Here is a 20400-nt window from a genome sequence, read left to right as displayed (position 1 = left end):
TCTATTAAAAAATTATTATAACTATTGCTTTTTTTATTTCTGAATAGGGAATTTCCTGTCTTTTTTGAACAGTTTCTTTCCCTTTTCCAATTTTCTTAGGCTCTCTTGCCTCCCATTCCATAACTATAAAATCATCATTAGCTTCTACTAATTTTGCTTCTATATTTACAGTATCTGTTTCAACTTGGAGTATTCTTCCAACGTTTTTTTTATATTGTCGTATGTGTTTTAATGGCGAAGAAACTCCAGCAGAAGCAACTTCTAAAGAAAAATCATGTTCTTCTCTATCTAAATTATTATCTATTGAACGGCTGATATCTATGCAATCTTGCAAAGCTACACCATTATCACCATCTAAAGTTACAATAATTTTGAAACTTTCGGTAATAGTTAAGTCTATTAAAAAAAGCGTTGGCTTTTCTAATAATCCTACCTCTAACAAACCACTTACTTTTTCTTTAAATGCCATAGCTTTTATAAAAAGAGGCACGCAATGCGTGCCTTTTTATCTAAATATTAAATAAATAACACTGCAAATATAGTGTTTTTTTTATAAATCAAAAATCATTGTGTATTCTAAAAAAAAATAATATCTTTAGGTTATGATATAAACCTTGATTTTATTTAATTATTTACACTTTTTATTATGAAAAGAATCCTAGTCCCCACAGATTTCTCAAAACATGCGGAATACGCATTGAGAGTTGCCGCACAAATTGCTAAAAAAAACAATAGCGAAATTTATTTGCTACACATGCTCGAATTACCACATCAAGGAAGCGATGCGGTTTCAAGCGGAAGTGCCATTCCGCAGATTATGTACTTTAAAGATATGGCAATTGATAAATTAGATGCGTTAATGGAATCTGATTTTTTAGACGGAATAAACGTTTCAGAAATAATACAATTTGAAAAAGCTTTTGATGGTATTATGGAAATTAGCAAAAAAAATAATGTTGATTTAATTGTAATGGGTTCTCATGGCGCTTCTGGATATGAAGAAATGTTCATTGGTTCCAATGCAGAAAAAGTAGTTCGAACTTCTGATGTTCCTGTTTTAGTTATCAAAAATGAAACTGGCGATTTTAAAGCTGATAAAGTTGTTTTTGCTTCTGATTTTTCTGAAGAAATTAAAAAACCTTTTGCGAAATTAGTAGAATTTGCTACAATTTTTAATTCGCATTTGGATTTGGTAATGATAAATACCCCAAATAGTTTTAAATCAACCGCAGTCGCAGAAAAAATAATGAGCGATTTCCTAAATGGCTCTAATTTTACGAACTATTCTACTCATATATATAATGATGTGAATGTGGAAAAAGGAATTCTAAATTATGCAAGTAGCGTTGATGCCGATTTAATTGGAATGTGCACGCATGGAAGAACTGGATTTTCTCACTTTTTCAACGGAAGTATCAGTGAAGATTTGGTAAACCACACGGTAAGACCCGTAATTACTTTCAAAATCTAAAATCATTTCGATTTAGTGCATAAAAAAACTCCTCAATTTCTTGAGGAGTTTTTTGTTGGTCTACAAGTTTTGCAACTGTCTTAATTAAGTGCAAAATAAAACTTCCAAAAAACCTTGTAAACCCTTGTGAATAATAAATAACTTAATGTTTTTGAGTTCGTTATTTTGCTTATAAAATTAAGTGAAATTAAGTAAAATTAAATTTAATTAACCAATTTAGGGGAATATTAGGGGAATAGATTATCTTTGTTTTTTAATTAATGCAGAAAAAATGAAAGTTAATTTTATTCTTAAAGGTAAAAACAACCCAACTAATATTTTTTGTAGATTTAAACCTACTCAAAAAAACGATTTCACTTGTGGAACTGGAATTTTTGTAAATAGAGAAGACTGGAACAATAAAAAGCAAGAATTAAAATTAAAATCTAATATCAAAGATAAAGATTTAATTAATGATAAATTAAAAAAACTTACTGCTTCGGTTCAAGAAAAATGGAGGAGTGATTTTCTCAATCAAAATGAAATTTCAAATAAATGGTTGCAAGATGTTGTATTTGGTTTTTTTGGCAAATCATCAGAAAATGAAATGCATAAAATATATTTTTCGGATTGGGTTGATAAATTTATAAGCGAATCTAATAAACGGCTTTTTAAGGGTAAACCAATTTCCAACTCCAGCATAAAACAATACAAGGCTACATTAAATAAAATTATAGCTTTTGAAAATGCAAATCAAAAAATACGATTTCAAAATATAGACTTAAATTTTTACCGAAATTTTCTTTTTTACTGCCGAAATACTGAACTTTTATCAGAAAATTCAATAGGTGGACATATTAAGTATATAAAAATGTGGTGTAAAATAATTGATATTGAAGGATTGCCAATAAACCAACAATACAGGTCGTCAGAATTTACTTCTTTATCAGGAATAACAAAAGATATTTATCTTACAAATAATGAAATAAACATACTTTTTAATCACGATTTTAGTCATAACAAACGATTAGAAAATACAAGAGATAACTTTATAATTGGTTTGCACACAGGATTACGGATTTCAGATTTTTTAAGATTACAAAAAACAGACATACAAAATAATTTTATAAATATTACGACTGAAAAGACAAATCACACTGTCGTTATACCAATGCATGAACAAGTAAAATCTATTTTATTAAAAAATGGTGGGGAGTTTCCCCCAACAATTTCAGATCAAAAATTCAATTTATATATTAAAGAAGTTTGCGAAATTGTAGGATTTAAAGAATTAATTGAAGGAGCAAAAATGGTAACTAAAAAAGATGATAAAACTTTTTGTGATGACCCTGATTCTAAAAAAAATATTACGAGAAAAGAGTTTGGACCGTTTCCTAAACACGAGTTAGTCAGCTCTCATATTTGCAGGAGAAGTTTCGCAAGTAATTTATATGGTAAATTAAACAATATGACCATTATGGCTATTACAGGTCATAAAACAGAGGCTCAATTTCTCAAATACATTAAAATTACACCCACAGAAAATGCCGAAAAACTTAAAGAGTATTGGGCAAAACAACTATAAAAAATATAATTATGGTATGTGAAACTGAAAAATTTACTGATAATTGAATATTTGGATTTATTAAATTTTAATACGGGATTTTCCTTACAAACCCAAACTAATCCTATCATAATCTACCCTAACCTATCCTAACAAACCCTTCCCAATCCTTGCAAAACCTTGCAAAACCTTTCAAACCCTTTCAAACCGTAACAAAACCTTGCAAACCCTTTCACGCCTATATTAATCTAACTTAAGTTTGTCGAACAATCAATAATTAATAAAAGATTAAGTTATGAGCAAAGAAATTTTACAAGTTGAAAACACCAACGCTAATGATTTTAAAAATGAAATCGTAAAGGACGTTACAAACGCATTAAAGGGATTTGCAGAATCATTGCGGAATCCAGACAATGACATTTTACTTACAAGACAGGAAACGGCGGCTTTGCTTTCAGTTTCCCTAGTAACTTTGTGGGAATGGACTCGAAAAGACATTATTCCCGCCTTTAGAATTTCCAATAAAGTCCGCTACAAGAAATCACAAGTTTTACAAGCATTGCAAAAGATGAATACTTTTTAATTTTTATTGAGGACAATTCAAACTATAAACAAAAACCATTTTTAGATACTAAAGTAGGGGTTACAAAACCTTTGCAAAGGTTTTGAAATGTATTGTTTGTTAGTTGTGAATTAAGCAAATATCAATAATTACTAACAAAAATCATTGCAACTATAATAAGTAACCCAATTGCAAGGGTGGGGTGCAAAGCCTTTGCAATTATAGTAAAACAGCTACAAATCATTATAAATCTATTATTATTAATAAAAAAACCGTTACAACACCAATTGCAACGGTTTATAAAATTTTAAAATTATGAACGCAAATTCAATAAGCAAAGATAAAATATTATTGCAAACCGATTGCAAGGAAATATATAAACATTATTTAGGGTTAACAGAATTTCCAAAAGGGAATATATCAAGCCCATTCGCTCCAGATAAAAAACCGTCCTTTAAACTTTACAATAACGGAACTTTCAAATGCAATAGTTCGGGTAATCAAGGTGATGTTTTTCAGTTTGTTGCAGATAAAAAACAATTAGACTGCAAAACACAATTTAGTGAAGTATTGCAAACCATTGCAAAGGATATGAATTTACCGTTGTGCGATGAATACAACAAAAATAATGCAAAGAACCCTATTAATACTGATGATAAAAAAGTATTGCAAACCGAAAACAATAAAATTGCAAAGGAATTGCAACAAGACAAACCTGCTAATAAACCTAAAGAACTAAATGTTGAAAAAAGAGATTACACAACTTTAGACTTGGAATGGTGGGGTAATTTAGGCGTTAAAAAAGACGTATTGGAGCAATACAAAGTAAGTTCAATAAAAAACTACACTTGGACTGGCAATGCACCGATAAATACCAAAAATGAAGGTGTTGCGTTTGCGTTTGAGCTTCAGGGTCAATATAAAATATATGTGCCGGAACAAGAAAACATAGGCGTTAAAAAAAATGTTTTGCCACCATTTAAAACAGGTATTTTCGGTTTTGAGCAGTTGGGTAAAGAAATAAAAGAAAATATTATCATTTGCGAAGGAGAAAAAGATACTATTACAGCAGTTTCGAGAGGATTTAATGCCGTTTGTTTTGGAAGTGCCACCAGGAGAATTTCAAAAGAAGAAATAGAATTATTGCAAAACCATTGCAACAATCTATTTGTTTGCTTTGATAATGATAATACGGGCGTAGTTGAGGCAGAAAAGCTATTAAAAAGCTTCAAAAATATTATAAGGTTGCAACTACCAACCAATGAAAATAATCCGAAATATGATATCACAGACTATTTTCAGGAACACACAGCAGATGATTTTCAAAAAATTATCGATTTGGCAGTAAAAAATAAAAGTGTGGTTGAAGTTACAGAAATAGAAAATCCAACAATTTTTCATATTGTAGAAAAATATTTGTTTAATAATTATGATTTGAGAGCAAATACAATTGGATTAGATGTTGAAATTTCAAAAAAAGACCTCAATAAATGGGAAATTTGCAATGAAAGTGAGATTTGGATCGAACTACAAAAAAACAGTATTAAAGTTAGTCAAAATGCACTTATTGCAATATTGAAAAGTAATTTTGTGCCAAAATATAACCCAATTATAAAATATTTTGAAAATTTGCCAATTTGGGACAAACAAAACGATTACATAACACAATATTCAAAATATATCAATTTAGCACAAAATGAAGACCAACAACAATTTGAATATCACTTTAAAAAATGGTGCGTTAGAGCGGTTAAGTGTGTAATGGTTAATGACTATTTCAATAAACAAGCATTTGTATTGTCTGATGATGGCAAAAGCCAAAACGCAGGAAAAACAAGTTGGATAAATTTTCTTTGCCCTGAAGCTTTACAAGATTATATAAAAATGGACTTGCCAAAAGATGAAAAAGACGCAAAAATTTCACTTGCAAAAAACTTTTTTATCAATTTGGACGAACTTGCAAACCTATCAAAACAAGATGTAAACGGTTTAAAATCTTTGTTCAGTACACCAAAAATTAAGGTTAGGCTACCATACGATAAAAAAGATACCACTATTCAAAGAATTTGCAGTTTTATTGGTTCTACCAACAACAGTACTTTTTTAAGTGATGAAACTGGCTCAGTTCGTTGGTTATGTTTTGTATTAGAAAACATAAATTGGAAATATAGAGATGAATTTAATGTAAATAATCTTTGGGCTCAAGCATTTTATTTGTCAAATGACAATAGTTTTGACGAAACTTTTACAAAAGATGATATTATTGTAAATGAAAAAAGAAACGAAAAATTTCAAATAGTAACGGCAGAAAAAGAAATGATTATAAAATGGTTTGAGAAGCCTACAAACGAAAACAAAGGCGAAAAAATGACTGCAACCGAAATATTAAACTATGTAAACGGATTGACAACAATACGCTTAACATCAATAAATATAGGCAGAGCCTTAACCTCTTTAAAATACGAAAAAATAAAAACGGCACAAAGTCAATTTTATTTAATTGCAAAAAAAGAATATATAGTAAATTAAAATGTTTTTTTTATAAAATTTACCTACCATTCCTACCACTAATACAAAAAACTCATATATTCATTGTTTTATTTGTGGTAGGATGTTATTTTTTTATCTTACCACTATACTACCATTCCTACCATTGATAAAATTTATTTAGTGGTAGGATAGTTTTTTAAAAATGGTAGGATAAAAAAAGCGTTCAGCCCTTTGTTTGTAAGGTCTGTGGTAGGTATGGTAGGATAAAACGTATTTTTGTAAACTTTTTAAAATAAACCTTTATTTTTTACTGCTAAAAAGTAATAGCATTTAATAATTATTGAAGATGTAATTTAGAAAAATTATGGAAACACAACAAAAGCGATGATGGTGCTGGTTTTACAATGCCTCCGCTGTATGACAAAACCACAATTTTAAAAAATAAATAAATAAAATAATCTAAAATATTTGAAAAAAATAAATTTAAAGAAATTAATGGAACGTATGACGGCATTAATTTTAGGAGGCTTCCAATGCAAAACTCAACTTTAAATCTTAAACAAACATACAATAACTAATCCAATAAAAATATTATAAAATGAGTTTCCATAGTGAATGAGAAATTGTTTTATATCTAAAGGGAGAAATGAAGAATTAATAAACAAAAAATATTTTTAGGGGAACATCAGGGGAATATAAAATAAAAAAACCCTTAAAATATTGATTTTAAGGGTTTTATAAAATTATCAAGTTGGTCTACAAGGACTCGAACCTTGAAAGACTGCACCAAAAACAGTTGTGTTACCATTACACCATAGACCAATTCCATTGCTGTTAAGCGAGTGCAAATTTAAGCGAAATTTTAAGTCCCACAAATTTTTTACCTAAAAAAATTAAAAATAAATATTTAGCATTTCTTTAAGCAAAAAAACATTTTCTTTGTACATCAAAAAATAAAGAAAAATTCATACTATAAATATGACAAACTTCAATTTCAATAAATGGAATACCATTTTAGGCTGGGTCACATTTGCAATAGCATTAACAACCTACACGCTCACCGTTGAACCCACCATGAGTTTCTGGGATTGCGGAGAATATATCGCCACAGCAGCAAAATTAGAAGTTGGACATCCGCCAGGAGCGCCCTTGTTTCAGATGATTGGCGCCTTCTTTGCCATGTTTGCTACCGATGCAAAACACGTTGCCCTAATGGTAAATATGATGTCGGTTTTTTCAAGTGCTTTCACTATTTTATTTCTTTTTTGGTCGTCAACATTACTTATTAGAAAGATAGTTACATCGATATCTGAATCCAAATCTGTAAATGAAGTGGCGGAATCAATCTCAAAAAATAATGCAATTGTTGTATTAGGAAGTTCATTTATTGGCGCTTTGGCTTATACTTTTTCAGATAGTTTCTGGTTTAATGCCGTAGAAGCGGAAGTCTATGCAATGGCAACTTTGTTTATAGCATTGTTGTTTTGGCTTGGTTTGCGATGGGAACAAGATATGAATACGCCACGAGGAAACAGGTGGCTGCTATTGATTTCATTGGTAATTGGGCTTTCTTTCGGTGTTCATTTTATGGCATTATTGACTATTCCTGCGATTGGGTTTTTATATTTCTTTAAAAATTATAAAACTGTAACAGTTAAAAATTTCATCATTGCCAATGTTGTCGTTGTTGCTGTTTTATTATTTATATTCAAATTATTATTGCCTTGGACAATGGCATTTTTCGGTAAAGCGGAGATTTTTATGGTCAATGAAATGGGATTACCGTTTGATTCTGGGACTATTTTCGTGACATTGTTATTGATAAGTTTGTTTTATTTTGGAATTAAATACACGAAATCAAAAGGATATGTTCAGATTAATACTTTAATTCTTTGCATATTATTCATCTTCATTGGGTTTTCAACTTGGATGATGTTGCCAATTCGTGCTAATGCAAATACCGTAATCAACGAAAATAAACCATCGGATGCGGCAGAAGTTTTAGCGTATTACAACAGAGAACAATACGGCGTTAATCCCTTGTTTTATGGGCCTCAATACTCAGATACTTTTGCTGGTTTGGATAAAGAAACGCCATATTTAGACAAAGCACCCAACTACGAAAGAGATTATAAAACGGGAAAATACATCATTACCAACAATTTTAAAAACGCAGAACAAAACAGTGACGATAATCACAAAGCGTTTTTACCCCGATTATGGAGCACGGAACACGTAGAAAATTATATGAATTTTACGCATCCGTTGGAATTTAAAATCGATCCAAATCATCCGTATGAAGACGAACTAGGGCAATATGGAATTGATGTAAATAAATTATCCGAAGAGGAAGTTGGAAAAGCGACGGCACAATTACGCAATGAAGTTGAGAAAACTGTTGCGGAATTTAGAGTTGCTTATGCTGCCAAAAAAATCGATAACGAAGGTTATATTTCTTTCTTGAAAAGCTATGGTGATTACCTAATCATTGAAAAACCAACCACAATTGACAATTTCAGCTTTATGTTTGAATACCAATTTGGATACATGTATTGGAGGTATTTAATGTGGAATTTCACGGGTCGTCAAAATGACAATCAAGGAAATTATGACACAATAGACGGCAATTGGTTGAGCGGAATTAATTTTATCGACGAAGCACATTTAGGTTCGCAAGTAGATTTACCTTCGGATACTTTGAACAATAAAGGTAGAAATGTCTATTATTTCATTCCATTTTTACTTGGAATCATCGGATTATTATACCACGCTAAAAAAGACCAAAAAAGTTTTTATGTGCTTTTAGTCTTGTTTTTATTCACGGGATTGGCATTGAAAGTGTATCTGAACGAAAGACCGTTTGAACCTCGTGAAAGAGATTATGCCTTGGTAGGATCGTTTTATGTTTTTGCTATTTGGATTGGAATTGGCGTTTTTGCAATTTATGATTATTTGAAAAACTATTTGAAACCAAAAATTGCCGGACCGCTTGTTCTTGCTGTAACTCTGGTTGGTGCGCCAGTTTTAATGGCAACACAAAACTGGGATGATCACGACCGTTCTGGAAAATACACGGCGATTGCATTGGCAAAAAATTATCTAAATTCTTGTGATAAAAATGCGATTTTATTTACCATTGGTGATAATGATACGTTCCCGCTTTGGTACGCTCAAGAAATTGAGAATGTGAGAACGGACATCAAAATTGTAAATACGAGTTTGTTTATGACGGATTGGTATATTGATCAAATGAAAAGCAAATCGTATAAATCTGATGGATTGCCAATTTCGTTTACACACGATCAATATGTGGGCGATAAATTAGATTTTATCGTTTATAATCAATTAACGGAAGCGCGTTGGGATATTAAAAGCTTTATGGAATTTGCAAAAAGCAACGATCCAAAAACAATTGTTGATATGCAAAATGGACAAAAAGTTCATTTTTATCCAACCAATAAAATCCGACTTCTAATTGACAAAAACAACATTATTAAGAACAAAGTGGTCAATCCAAAATTCTATGATTCCATTGTTCCTTATATTGATATTGACATAAAAGGGAAAGCGATTTACAAAAATCGTTTGATGATGTTGGACATTGTTGCCAATAACAATTGGAAAAGACCAATCTATTTTTCGCCTGGAAGTTTTGGCGATGATGATTATATTTGGATGAAAAATTACCTTCAATTAGACGGAATGGTTTACAAATTAGTTCCCGTAAAAACTGTGCTTCCAAAGGAGGCAAGCCAACACGATATGGGTTCAATTGATTCTGATGTGATGTACAATTTGATATTGAAATGGGATTGGGGCAACGGTGAAAGTTCAAAAATTTACCATGATCCTGAAACGCGTAGAAATAGTATTTCCTACAGAACCAACATTTCGAGGTTGATGGAACAGCTGATTAACGAAGGTAAATTTGCGAAAGCGGAAAAAGTAATTGATTTGGCAATGACGAAAATGCCATTGAAATATTACGATTATTATACTATGGTTGAGCCTTTTGCAAGTGGTTATTACGCTATTGGCAAAAAGGAAAAAGCACGTAAATTGCTCAATGAATTAACGGCAAAATACAAAGAACAACTGAAATATTACAGCACTTACAAACCATCGGATTTAGGTTCTGTAGCGATGGAAGTGGTCACTAATATTGAGCGTTACAGAAGTTTATTGGAAGTAATGAAAAACAGTGACGACATGTCGTTTTACAACGAAAACAAAAAGGTTTTCAATATGTATAATAAAATGTTTGAGCGATTTGGTCGTGATAATGAATAGAAACTTCGGAATAAAAAACAGAAGAAATTAAACACAGATTTCACAGATTTTTTTGTGTAAATCTGTGAAATCTGTGTTTATGCTACTTTTACTTCGTGGCTTATTTTTTAAATAAAATTCAAGTTTTATGAGTTTCTATTGGATAAAAACAAATTTCATAGTTAAGAAAATGTTCTCAAAATACACTTGGGATGTTTCGAACAATGAAAAGAAAGTATATCTCACTTTTGATGATGGGCCAACGCCTGAAATCACCGAATGGACTTTATCACAATTAGAAAAATTTGAAGCCAAAGCCACCTTTTTTTGCATTGGTGACAACATAAATAAATTTCCAGAAATCTTTAATTCGGTACTTTCAAAAGGACATTCTATCGGAAATCACACTTTCAATCATTTGAAAGGTTGGGAAACTTCCACTAAAGAATACATTGAAAACGTAGCACTTTGTCAAGACGCAATTTCTAAACATTCTAAAATAGTAAATCTAAAACCTGCAATTTTCAGACCGCCTTACGGAAGAATAAAATGCAATCAAGCGAAAGAATTACGCAATTTGGGATATAAAATTATTATGTGGGACATTCTCACTGCCGATTTTGACGCTAACGTAACACCAGAACAATGTTTGCAGAATGTATTAAAAAATGTAACTTCTGGAAGTATTATTGTATTTCACGACAGTAAAAAAGCATTCAGAAATTTAGAATATGCGTTACCAAAAACGTTAGAATTCTTGAAAGAAAAAGGCTTTATTTTTGATATATTGGAATAAATCTAAAAAAAGTGAAAAACAATAGAAATTAGAATGAAAAAGGAATTATTTTTTCAAATAAAGGATAAAATAATACTGCAAAAGGGAATTTTCGAGCTTAAAGTTGCTCTTGAACAAGACCAATAATGGTATTGGCATCAAGCTCACCAGATTGTCTCCAAACCATCTGACCTTCTTTGTAAATCATTAAAGTTGGGAGTCCTTTAATTCGTAAAGCATCCGCTAATTCTTGATTTTTGTCAACGTCAATTTTAATAACTTTTGCTTTGTCACCAAGGGCTGCGGCCACATCTCTAATAACAGGGTGCATGGAAACCGAAGGCTCATTCCATTCTGTGTAAAAATCAATTAGCACTGGCAATTGAGTATTTATAAGTTCTCCAAATTTTGACATAAAACCAAAAATTTAATATAATTTAGACTTCTGAATAGAGATAATACGTTACAAATATAAGGAATTTACCAAATTACACTGTATATTTTCCTTTTTTTAGTTCTATTACAGTAATTTCCGGCATTATTCCAACACGTCCTGGGTAAGCGTGAAACCCAAATCCTCTGTTCACATAAACGTATCTTCCTTTGTTTTCGTATAAACCAGCCCATTGTTTATAGACATATTGAGCCAAACTCCATTTTATAAATCCTGGTATTTCGATACCAAATTGCATTCCGTGTGTATGTCCAGATAAAGTTAGATGAAAATGTTTTTCGTGATTTTTCACTTCATATTCCCAATGTGACGGATCGTGACTCATTAAAATTTTGAAATCATCTTTAGTCAAATTGGCAGAAGCCAAATTAATATCACCAACTTTTTTGAAATTATTTCCCCAATTTTCAACTCCTACAAGGGCGATTTTGTCTTCTCCTTTTTGGATAAACGTGTGCTCGTTCAATAAAAGTTTAAAATCAATTTGTCCGTATAAATCTTTTATTGCATCAAAATTATCTGATTTGTCTTTTTCGGATGGCCAAGTTACATATTCGCCATAATCGTGATTTCCAAGAACGGAGTATTTCCCGTATTTATGTTTTTTGATGCGCTTGAAAGTGTCAATCCAAGGGTGCATTTCTTTGGCAACGGTATTCACAATATCACCTGTAAACAAAATCATATCTGAATTTTGTTCATTTACCAAATCAATAGCGTAATTTATTTTATCAGGATTATCGAAACTTCCGCTGTGAACATCCGAAATTTGAGTGATTTTGAAACCATCAAAAGCATCAGGTAAATCGGGGAAAAAAATTTGCTGTTTAATTACTTTATAGTTGTATTTTCCTTTTGTAACGCCATAAATTAAAGATAAAAAAGGAACTGCTGCCAATCCTAAAGCAATTTGACTGACGAATTTTCGTCTTTCAGGAAAGAAATCTACATCTTTACTGTAATTTGAAAAATAATTCACCGTTCCGACTCCAATTCTGAAAATATCTTCCCCAATTAATACTAATGCTATTACGATTTTTGGAACGTAAACCAATAAAAGAAGTCCCATTGTGAACATCGTTTGCTTGGTTTGACCAACCGATCGATCAAATTGCATAAAGGAATAAACGATATAAATTAGAAGAAAAAAACTGATAATTTGGAAGGAAACCAGCATCCATTTCAACTTGAGTAAAGTTCGTAATGCTTGGTAGGTGTAAATGTCGATAATCAATAAAATTAGACACAGAAAAAGTATGCGAAAAACCATCTAAATAAAATTTTATACAAAATAACGACTAAATTAGGAAAAAGATACTTTTGTTAAATAAAAATTAACTCAAATTGTAGCCGAAGCCTTATAATGCCATTAGAAACCACAAAAAAAGCTGATAAATTTCTTTACCAGCTTTTTCAATAATTAACGTTTTATTTGAGTAAACTCAGCAAAAAAGTGTTTAATTATTTTTTTGCTTTTGGAGCTTCAACTTTAGTAGCTTCCATTTTTGGAGCTTCAGTTTTAGCAACTTTTTTAGCGTGTTTAGCTACTTTTACTTCTTTAGCTGGAGCAGCTTTAGCTGGTTCAGTTTGAGCATTTACCATTACAGTTGTTCCTAAAAGAACGGCAACTAACATGATTACTTTTTTCATAATGTAAGATTTAAAAATTAATAATTTGATTATTTTATGATACAAATGTAGGCTCGTAAAATGAAGATTAAATGAAGATTTGCCCTTGAAAAAAAGTTTAACTTTTATTTATGATTTTACCTTTTTTGGGAAAATTAATTGAAAGGTAGTTCCCTCGTCCGGCATTGAATTTACCTCAATTTTAATGTGATGAAAATGCGCGATACTATCGGCTATGGCCAATCCAAGTCCGTGCCCTTCTTGTTCTGAATTGATCTGAGCAAATCGGTTGAATATTTTGCTAATTTGTTTTTCATTCATCCCAATTCCCATGTCAGAGATGGAAACTATGTAGTTCTCATTTGAAAACGCATCGCTTATTTTTATACTTCCTAGTTTTTTATTGTATTTGATTGCATTGACAATTAAATTAAATAAAAGGATGTGAATTAAGGTTTTGTTGCCTAAAAATTCAAAATTAGTTTCAAGATTTATTGAAAAAGTCAACTCATTTTCTTCGATTCTGTCTTTTAAATCGTTCTTTAATTCAAATAGTAATTCCTTCAGATTTATAATTTCATTGGCGACATATTGATGGTTTTCTATTCTTGAAATGAGCAGTAAATTATTGATGATTTTCTTCAACATATCTAATGTTTTCAATGAACCAGCAATTTTATCAATTGCATTATCATCCAAAGAACTGTTTTGAAGTAAGTTTTCAAATTTGTTTTTCAAAATGGCAATTGGCGTCAATAATTCGTGGGAAACATTGGCAATAAACTGTTTTTCTTTTTTGAAAAGTTCACTAATTCTGTACATCATTTGATTCAATACAGAATCCAATTCTTGAAAATCGGTCGAATGTGTTTTTATTGGTGTATGATCAAAAATATCTGGTTCATTAACCCTTCTTATTTTGGTGTCAATGATTTTATAAAATGGTTTTAAAAGGTATTCAATGAAAAACGTATCCAGCAAAAAAGTAACAACCAAGATGATGAAAAGTACAATTAGAATAAAAAATCGAATGGTAAATGTAAGATCTTTAATTTCACTCAAGCTACTTCCGATTTCTAATCGGTACGCCATTTTTTCATAAATAAAATCATATTGCAAAATTCTATAATCGTTTTCTTCCTCTTCAATTATTCGGGGTTCGGTAATGAAAATGGTTTTGTTTGGGGCAAATTGTTTTGGCAATCGTGACAATTGTAGAAATTCACTGTGCAAAGTTGAAAAACTGGCATACGTTTCCGTTTTGTCATTTCGTTCTATAAAATTATAGATTTCTTCTTTGTCTAAATGGCTAATGAATTTTTGCTTTTTTTCTATTAAATCTTTATTGGCATTGTGATAAATTACTTTTTCAACTAATATTGGAAGTGTAAACCATAAAACTAAAATTACGATTAATCGGGTAAGGGCATTAAATATAGCAAGTTGAAGTTTTATTTTCACAATAAATGATTTAAACGTTAATTCTATAACCTACATTTCTGACCGTTTCAAACCATTCCAAAGAAGTGTGTTTGTCTAATTTTTTTCTAAGATTTCGAACGTGAACATCAATAAAATTGGAATCTGAATTGACTTCAAGAATGTCGCCCCAAATATGTTCCGTTAATTGTAATCGTGTAATTACCCGATTTTTATTTAAAACTAAATATTGAAAAACATCAAATTCTTTCTTGGTCAATTTAATCTGAATGCCATTAAAACTCACTTTGTAATCCTGCATTTGCAAAACAAATCCGTGAATTTTTAACTCATTAATGGTAAAACCGCTCATTCTTCGGATAATTGCAAACAAGCGAGCGCCCAATTCTGTTAATGCGAACGGCTTTGTCAGATAATCATCGGCGCCAAGTTGCAATCCGTTTATTCTATCGTCCAATTCGCCACGAGCAGTCAAAATTATTACCGCAATATTAGATTCTGTTTTTCTAATAGTTTTCAAAATATCAAAACCACTTCCGTCGGGCAAACCCAAATCAAGAAGCATTGCATCATAATTATTGACGCTAATTTCCTCTAATGCTTCCTCACAATTTTTCGCCCATTTACACAAGTAGCCATTTTTAGAAAGATAATCTAAAACTTCAATAGCTAATTCCTGGGAATCTTCAACGATGAGAATATTCATATAAAAATTTGATTTAAACCTTTGTAAAAATATTCATTTATTGAAGCATTGATTTTTAAATTGAAATAAATTAATTAAATTTTAACGGTAGAAGTCAACTTTAGAATTCGTTTGTTTATTTTTACAAATTAAATTATACCTTATTTTATATGTCAGCTCAAAAACGATTGTTTCTATTAGACGCTTATGCTCTAATTTTTCGAGGTTATTATGCCTTTATAAAAAACCCAAGAATTAATTCAAAAGGCATGGATACTTCTGCCATTATGGGATTTATGAATTCGTTGATGGATGTCATTAAACGTGAAAAACCAGATCATTTAGCGGTTGCATTTGACAAAGGCGGCAGTGATTTGAGAAACGATATTTTCCCAGAATACAAAGCCCATCGTGAAGCTACACCTGATGCTATTAAAATTGCCGTTCCCTATATTCAAGAATTATTAAAGGCGATGCACATTCCAATTATCGAGGTAAAAGGATATGAAGCCGATGATTTAATTGGTACAATTGCCAAACAAGCGGAAAAACAGGATTTTAAGGTTTTTATGGTTACGCCAGACAAGGATTTTGCGCAATTGGTTTCCGAAAACATATTTATGTACAAACCTGCCCGAATGGGAAATGGAATAGAGATTTGGGGTATTCCGGAAGTACTTGCAAAATTTGAAATTGAAAGACCAGATCAAGTAATTGATTTTCTAGGAATGATGGGCGATGCAGCCGATAATATTCCTGGTCTTCCTGGTGTTGGTGAAGTTACAGCCAAGAAATTATTGAAAGAATTTGGCACAATGGAAAACCTTTTGGCGAATACCGATAAGCTAAAAGGGAAAATGAAAGAGAATATTGAAGCCAATAAAGAAAAAGGAATTTTGTCTAAAACATTGGCAACAATTCTCTTGGATTGCCCAGTTGTTTTTAATGAAACGGATTATGAATTATCGACTCCAGATGTTGATAAAACAGATGCGTTATTCAATGAATTGGAATTTAGAAGAATGGCGGAACAATTTGATGCTATTTTTAGAAAAGGCGGTACTTCAACACAAATGAATCCTATTGACGAAGCCAAATTATACAAAAAACCGCTCCCAAAGGCTCTCGGCACTAAAAACGAAGAACAATTTGACCTTTTTGGAAGTACGCTTCACGATGAAACTTCCGATGAAACACGCCATCAATATTACAATACTTTAGAAAACACAACCCATTTTTACCAAATTATTCAAGGTGAATTAGGATTGAAATTGCTATTGCAAAATTTGGAAACCCAAACTTCGGTATGTTTTGATACTGAAACTACAGGTTTAGATGCCTTGCACGCGGAATTAGTGGGTATTTCATTTTCGTATGAAAAAGGAAAAGGTTTTTACGTTCCCTTTCCAGAAAATCAAGAAGAAGCACAAATTTTAGTCAATAAATTCATTCCATTTTTTGAAAATGAAGGCATTGAAAAAATTGGACAAAACTTAAAATACGACTTAAAAATACTTTCCAATTATGCTATTTCTGTAAAAGGAAAACTGTTTGACACGATGATTGCACATTATCTGATTAATCCTGATATGCGCCATAATATGGATATTTTATCGGAAACCTATTTAAAATATGCTCCAAAATCTATTGAAGATTTAATTGGAAAAAAAGGGAAAAACCAACGGTCGATGCGCGATGTGGCATTGGAAGAAATCAAAGAATATGCCGTTGAAGATGCGGATGTAACGTTGCAACTCAAAGAGCTATTTACAATAGAATTAGAAAAAACAGAAACCAAAAAACTCTTTGAAGAAATTGAAATTCCGTTGGTAAAAGTTTTAGCCGATATGGAAAAAGAAGGGATTCGAGTAGATGTTGATTTCTTGAAATCGTTGTCACACGATTTAGGAAATGACATCAAAAAGTTAGAAACTACCATTTATGAAATTGCTGGTGAAAAGTTTAATTTGGCTTCCCCGAAACAATTGGGGGATATTTTATTTGACAAATTAAAAATTGGTGGTGCCAAACAAAAAAAGACAAAAACAGGGCAATATGCTACTGGTGAAGAGATTTTAAATTACTTAGTAAACGAGCACGAAATTGTAAAAGCAATTCTTGATTGGCGCCAATTAGTGAAATTACAAAATACATACGTTGATGCGTTGCCAAACCAAGTTGATGCGATTACGCACCGAATTCACACCGATTATATGCAAACTGTTGCGGCAACTGGAAGGTTGAGTTCGAACAATCCGAACTTGCAAAACATTCCAATTCGAACAGAAAGAGGCCGTCAAATTAGGAAAGCATTTGTGGCTCGGGATGAAAATTATACTTTGGTTTCTGCAGATTATTCTCAAATAGAACTTCGGATTATTGCGGCTTTAAGTGGCGAAGAAAATATGATTCAATCGTTCCTTAACAATGAAGATATTCACAAGGCTACGGCTTCAAAAGTTTTCAATGTGCCTTTGGAAGAGGTTACTCGCGAACAAAGAAGTCACGCTAAAACAGTGAATTTTGGTATTATTTATGGTGTTTCTGCCTTTGGATTGAGTAATCAAACATCGCTTTCTCGTTCAGAAAGTGCGGCATTGATTGAAGCATATTATCAAACCTATCCAAAATTGAAATCCTATATAAATGAGCAAATTCAGTTTGCGAGAGAACACGGGTATGTACAAACTATTTTAGGAAGACGTCGTTATTTGAAAGATATAAATTCGCAAAATGCCATTGTTCGTGGTGGTGCGGAACGAAATGCAGTAAACGCACCAATTCAAGGTAGTGCTGCAGATATTATTAAAATTGCAATGATTACTATTCACAAAAAACTAACGGATGAAAATTGGAAAAGTAAAATGCTTTTGCAAGTTCACGATGAGTTGGTTTTTGATGTTCACAATTCTGAATTAGAAAAAATACAACCGATGATTAAGTATGAAATGGAAAATGCATTTACATTAAGTGTTCCGTTGATTGTTGAAATCGGACAGGGAAAAGATTGGTTGGCGGCACATTGATTCAGTGCTCAGCATTTAGTGTTCGGAACTCTTTAAAATTAACTAATTTCATTAACTTTGAAAAATGAAAACTAACTATTCGGTAAATGATTTGTCAAAACATCTATTTTGGGATGTAGATATTTCTATGTTAAGTTTTGAAAATTCAAAAGAACAAATTATTTATAAAGTAGTAGAATTTGGACTTATTAAGGATTGGAATATCATCAAAGAAATATATAGTTTAGAAACAATTAAAGCCGTTTCTTTAGAATTCCGAAACTTGGATGTAGTTACACTTTCCTTTTTAGCTACTCTATTTAATATCAATAAATCAGAATTTAGATGTTACAAACTCAAACAATCCAACCAGAACTTCTGGAATTATTAAAGAAGATAATGTCTTCTTCCATTTTTAATGGATTTAATCTTGTTGGGGGTACCTCTTTAGCTTTGCAAATTGGTCACCGTTTTTCGGTTGACATTGATATGTTTGGTAAAGGAGAAATCGATGAATTTGAATTTGTGGATGAACTTTCTAACTTTGGAAAAGTTACTGTACTTAAGAAAAGTAAAAACGTTTTAATTTTATCTGTTAATGGTATAAAAGTAGATTTTGTAAATTATAAATATCCATTACTTGAAGAAATAACAATTGTCGAAAACATTCGTTTAGCCTCAGATAAAGATATTGCAGCGATGAAGTTGAACGCTATTGCTGGAAGAGGAAGTAGAAAAGATTTTATTGATTTGCATTTTTTACTTCAAAAATATTCACTTAAAGAAATGATTGCCTTTTATAATACCAAATACGCAGATGGTTCTGAATTTATGGTTTTAAAGAGTTTAACCTATTTTGAAGATGCCCAAAGTGAAGAAATTCCAATTCTTTTTCAAAAATTAGATTGGAATGAAATTAAATTTTCGATTCAAAAGGCGATTAACGATTTTAACAATTAACCTAAACCCTTCTCGAAGACTCCCTCTCTCGTAATTCAGTTTTAATAACCGTAGTTTTGTATGGATTTTCTTCTTCTTTACTTTCGAGTCTCTCGATAAGCAATTTAGCAGCGGCTTCCCCAATTTCTGGACCGTGCTGACTCACCGTAGTTAAACTTGGAGACAAACGTCTTGAAGCCAAAATACCATCTGCAAAACCAATTATGGAAAGGTTTTCTGGTATTTTATAACCTCGTTTAAGTCCAATTCTCAGGGCAGCAACGGAGTCGGTTTCGTCTAAAGCAAAAATCCCATCTATGGTATTATTCTCAAAAACAGTTTCAATTTTTTGATTTAAATCAACCTCAGAATCGGTTCTGACTATTAAATTTTGATTGATGGAAATATTATTGTCTTCCAATGCTTTTAGATAGCCTTCATATCTCAATTTTCCAACGCTTAAATTATCAATAGAAGAAAACAACGCTACATTTTTGCATCCTAAATCAATTAAATGTTGGGTAGCATTTCTTGAAGAATCAAAATCGTCAACGGTTACTTTGTCGCAATCTACTTCTTCGGTAGTTCTGTCAAACATAACAATTGGTGTTCCGTCGTTTATGATTTCTTTGAAATGGCTGTATTCTTGTAATTTTTGAGCTTCTTCAGAAATCGACAAAATAAATCCATCAATAGTTCCATTACTCAAAATTTCGAGGGCGTGAATTTCTTTTTCAATGGATTCATTCGAAATACACATAATAACGTTATATCCTTTGGATTCGGCTACTTTTTCAATTCCAGTGAAAACTTTGGCGAAAAAAGAATTTAATATATTCGGAATAATTACACCTATAGTTTTCGTTTTTCTACTTTTTAGATTGACACCAATAACATTGGGTTTGTAATTTTTGAGTTTTGCATATTCTTTTATTCTGATTTTAGTTTGAGTACTAATTTCAGGGCTATCATTTAATGCTTTCGAAACCGTAGAAACAGAAACGAGAAGTTCTTTAGCAATTTGTTTTAAGGTAGCTTTGGATTTCATTATAAATGTAATTAAATGTAAAAGTATGAAAAATGGACCAAATAATTTAAAAAAAATGAAATGTTAACGGCTTTTTATTGTAAAAACGAC

16 protein-coding genes and 1 tRNA gene are annotated in these 20400 nt (G+C 31.3%); 9 read left to right on the top strand and 8 right to left on the bottom strand.

Annotation, left to right across the window (positions count from 1 at the left end; genetic code table 11):
- Window positions 1–4 precede the first annotated feature (4 nt).
- Complete coding sequence (gene rimP / locus AC9UEH_RS06225) at window positions 5–469, bottom strand: ribosome assembly cofactor RimP (protein ID WP_509529673.1); 465 nt, start codon at window positions 467–469, stop codon at window positions 5–7.
- Window positions 470–646: 177 nt separating this feature from the next.
- Between rimP and AC9UEH_RS06220 the strand changes: the two genes are divergently transcribed.
- From AC9UEH_RS06220 to AC9UEH_RS06205, 4 genes are all read left to right on the top strand, one after another.
- The gene (locus AC9UEH_RS06220; protein WP_509529671.1) at window positions 647–1471 is read left to right on the top strand and encodes a universal stress protein; all 825 of its coding nucleotides are present in this window, start codon (window positions 647–649) and stop codon (window positions 1469–1471) included.
- Between the two features lie 271 nt (window positions 1472–1742).
- Window positions 1743–3035 (top strand): tyrosine-type recombinase/integrase, encoded by a 1293-nt coding sequence (locus tag AC9UEH_RS06215; protein WP_509529669.1) that lies wholly within the window; start codon window positions 1743–1745, stop codon window positions 3033–3035.
- A gap of 274 nt (window positions 3036–3309) precedes the next feature.
- Entirely contained in the window at window positions 3310–3597 is a 288-nt protein-coding gene (locus AC9UEH_RS06210; protein WP_509529666.1) for a helix-turn-helix domain-containing protein, read from the top strand.
- A gap of 294 nt (window positions 3598–3891) precedes the next feature.
- Window positions 3892–6105: a VapE domain-containing protein gene (locus tag AC9UEH_RS06205; RefSeq protein ID WP_509529664.1), complete on the top strand. Its 2214-nt coding sequence runs from the start codon at window positions 3892–3894 to the stop codon at window positions 6103–6105.
- Window positions 6106–6817: 712 nt separating this feature from the next.
- Here the strand turns inward: AC9UEH_RS06205 and AC9UEH_RS06200 are convergent.
- Window positions 6818–6888, bottom strand: a tRNA-Gln gene (locus tag AC9UEH_RS06200).
- Between the two features lie 156 nt (window positions 6889–7044).
- Here AC9UEH_RS06200 and AC9UEH_RS06195 point away from each other — a divergent pair.
- The gene (locus AC9UEH_RS06195; protein WP_509529662.1) at window positions 7045–10356 is read left to right on the top strand and encodes a glycosyltransferase family 117 protein; all 3312 of its coding nucleotides are present in this window, start codon (window positions 7045–7047) and stop codon (window positions 10354–10356) included.
- Window positions 10357–10483: 127 nt separating this feature from the next.
- Window positions 10484–11131 carry a polysaccharide deacetylase family protein gene (locus AC9UEH_RS06190; protein WP_509529660.1) on the top strand — a complete coding sequence of 216 codons (648 nt, stop codon included), beginning with the start codon at window positions 10484–10486 and terminating at the stop codon, window positions 11129–11131.
- Window positions 11132–11228: 97 nt separating this feature from the next.
- Here the strand turns inward: AC9UEH_RS06190 and AC9UEH_RS06185 are convergent, their stop codons facing one another.
- From AC9UEH_RS06185 to AC9UEH_RS06165, 5 genes are all read right to left on the bottom strand, one after another.
- Window positions 11229–11525, bottom strand: a complete 297-nt coding sequence (locus AC9UEH_RS06185; RefSeq protein ID WP_509529657.1) for a thioredoxin family protein — start codon at window positions 11523–11525, stop codon at window positions 11229–11231.
- A gap of 73 nt (window positions 11526–11598) precedes the next feature.
- The gene (locus AC9UEH_RS06180) at window positions 11599–12834 is read right to left on the bottom strand and encodes a metallophosphoesterase (protein WP_509529655.1); all 1236 of its coding nucleotides are present in this window, start codon (window positions 12832–12834) and stop codon (window positions 11599–11601) included.
- Window positions 12835–13025: 191 nt separating this feature from the next.
- Complete coding sequence (locus AC9UEH_RS06175; protein ID WP_509529652.1) at window positions 13026–13214, bottom strand: hypothetical protein; 189 nt, start codon at window positions 13212–13214, stop codon at window positions 13026–13028.
- A 108-nt stretch (window positions 13215–13322) separates the two neighbouring features.
- The gene (locus AC9UEH_RS06170) at window positions 13323–14654 is read right to left on the bottom strand and encodes a sensor histidine kinase (protein ID WP_509529649.1); all 1332 of its coding nucleotides are present in this window, start codon (window positions 14652–14654) and stop codon (window positions 13323–13325) included.
- A gap of 10 nt (window positions 14655–14664) precedes the next feature.
- The gene (locus AC9UEH_RS06165; protein WP_509529646.1) at window positions 14665–15339 is read right to left on the bottom strand and encodes a response regulator transcription factor; all 675 of its coding nucleotides are present in this window, start codon (window positions 15337–15339) and stop codon (window positions 14665–14667) included.
- Window positions 15340–15488: 149 nt separating this feature from the next.
- Between AC9UEH_RS06165 and polA the strand changes: the two genes are divergently transcribed.
- The 3 genes from polA to AC9UEH_RS06150 all read left to right on the top strand — a co-directional run bounded on the left by polA (window position 15489) and on the right by AC9UEH_RS06150 (window position 19283).
- Window positions 15489–18344, top strand: a complete 2856-nt coding sequence (gene polA, locus AC9UEH_RS06160; RefSeq protein WP_509529644.1) for a DNA polymerase I — start codon at window positions 15489–15491, stop codon at window positions 18342–18344.
- Window positions 18345–18408: 64 nt separating this feature from the next.
- Window positions 18409–18714, top strand: coding sequence for a DUF6922 domain-containing protein (locus AC9UEH_RS06155; protein WP_509529641.1), 306 nt, complete (start codon window positions 18409–18411; stop codon window positions 18712–18714).
- 8 nt (window positions 18715–18722) lie between these two features.
- Window positions 18723–19283 (top strand): nucleotidyl transferase AbiEii/AbiGii toxin family protein, encoded by a 561-nt coding sequence (locus AC9UEH_RS06150; protein ID WP_509529638.1) that lies wholly within the window; start codon window positions 18723–18725, stop codon window positions 19281–19283.
- A gap of 1 nt (window position 19284) precedes the next feature.
- On the opposite strand, the gene AC9UEH_RS06145 is transcribed toward AC9UEH_RS06150, so the two are convergent.
- A complete protein-coding gene (locus tag AC9UEH_RS06145; protein WP_509529635.1) occupies window positions 19285–20310 on the bottom strand; it encodes a LacI family DNA-binding transcriptional regulator in 1026 nt (341 codons plus the stop codon).
- Window positions 20311–20400 lie beyond the last annotated feature (90 nt).

Source organism: Flavobacterium sp. (genome assembly GCF_040402835.1).
Classification (GTDB): Bacteria; Bacteroidota; Bacteroidia; order Flavobacteriales; family Flavobacteriaceae; genus Flavobacterium.
This window is presented reverse-complemented; position numbering and strand designations above follow the sequence as displayed.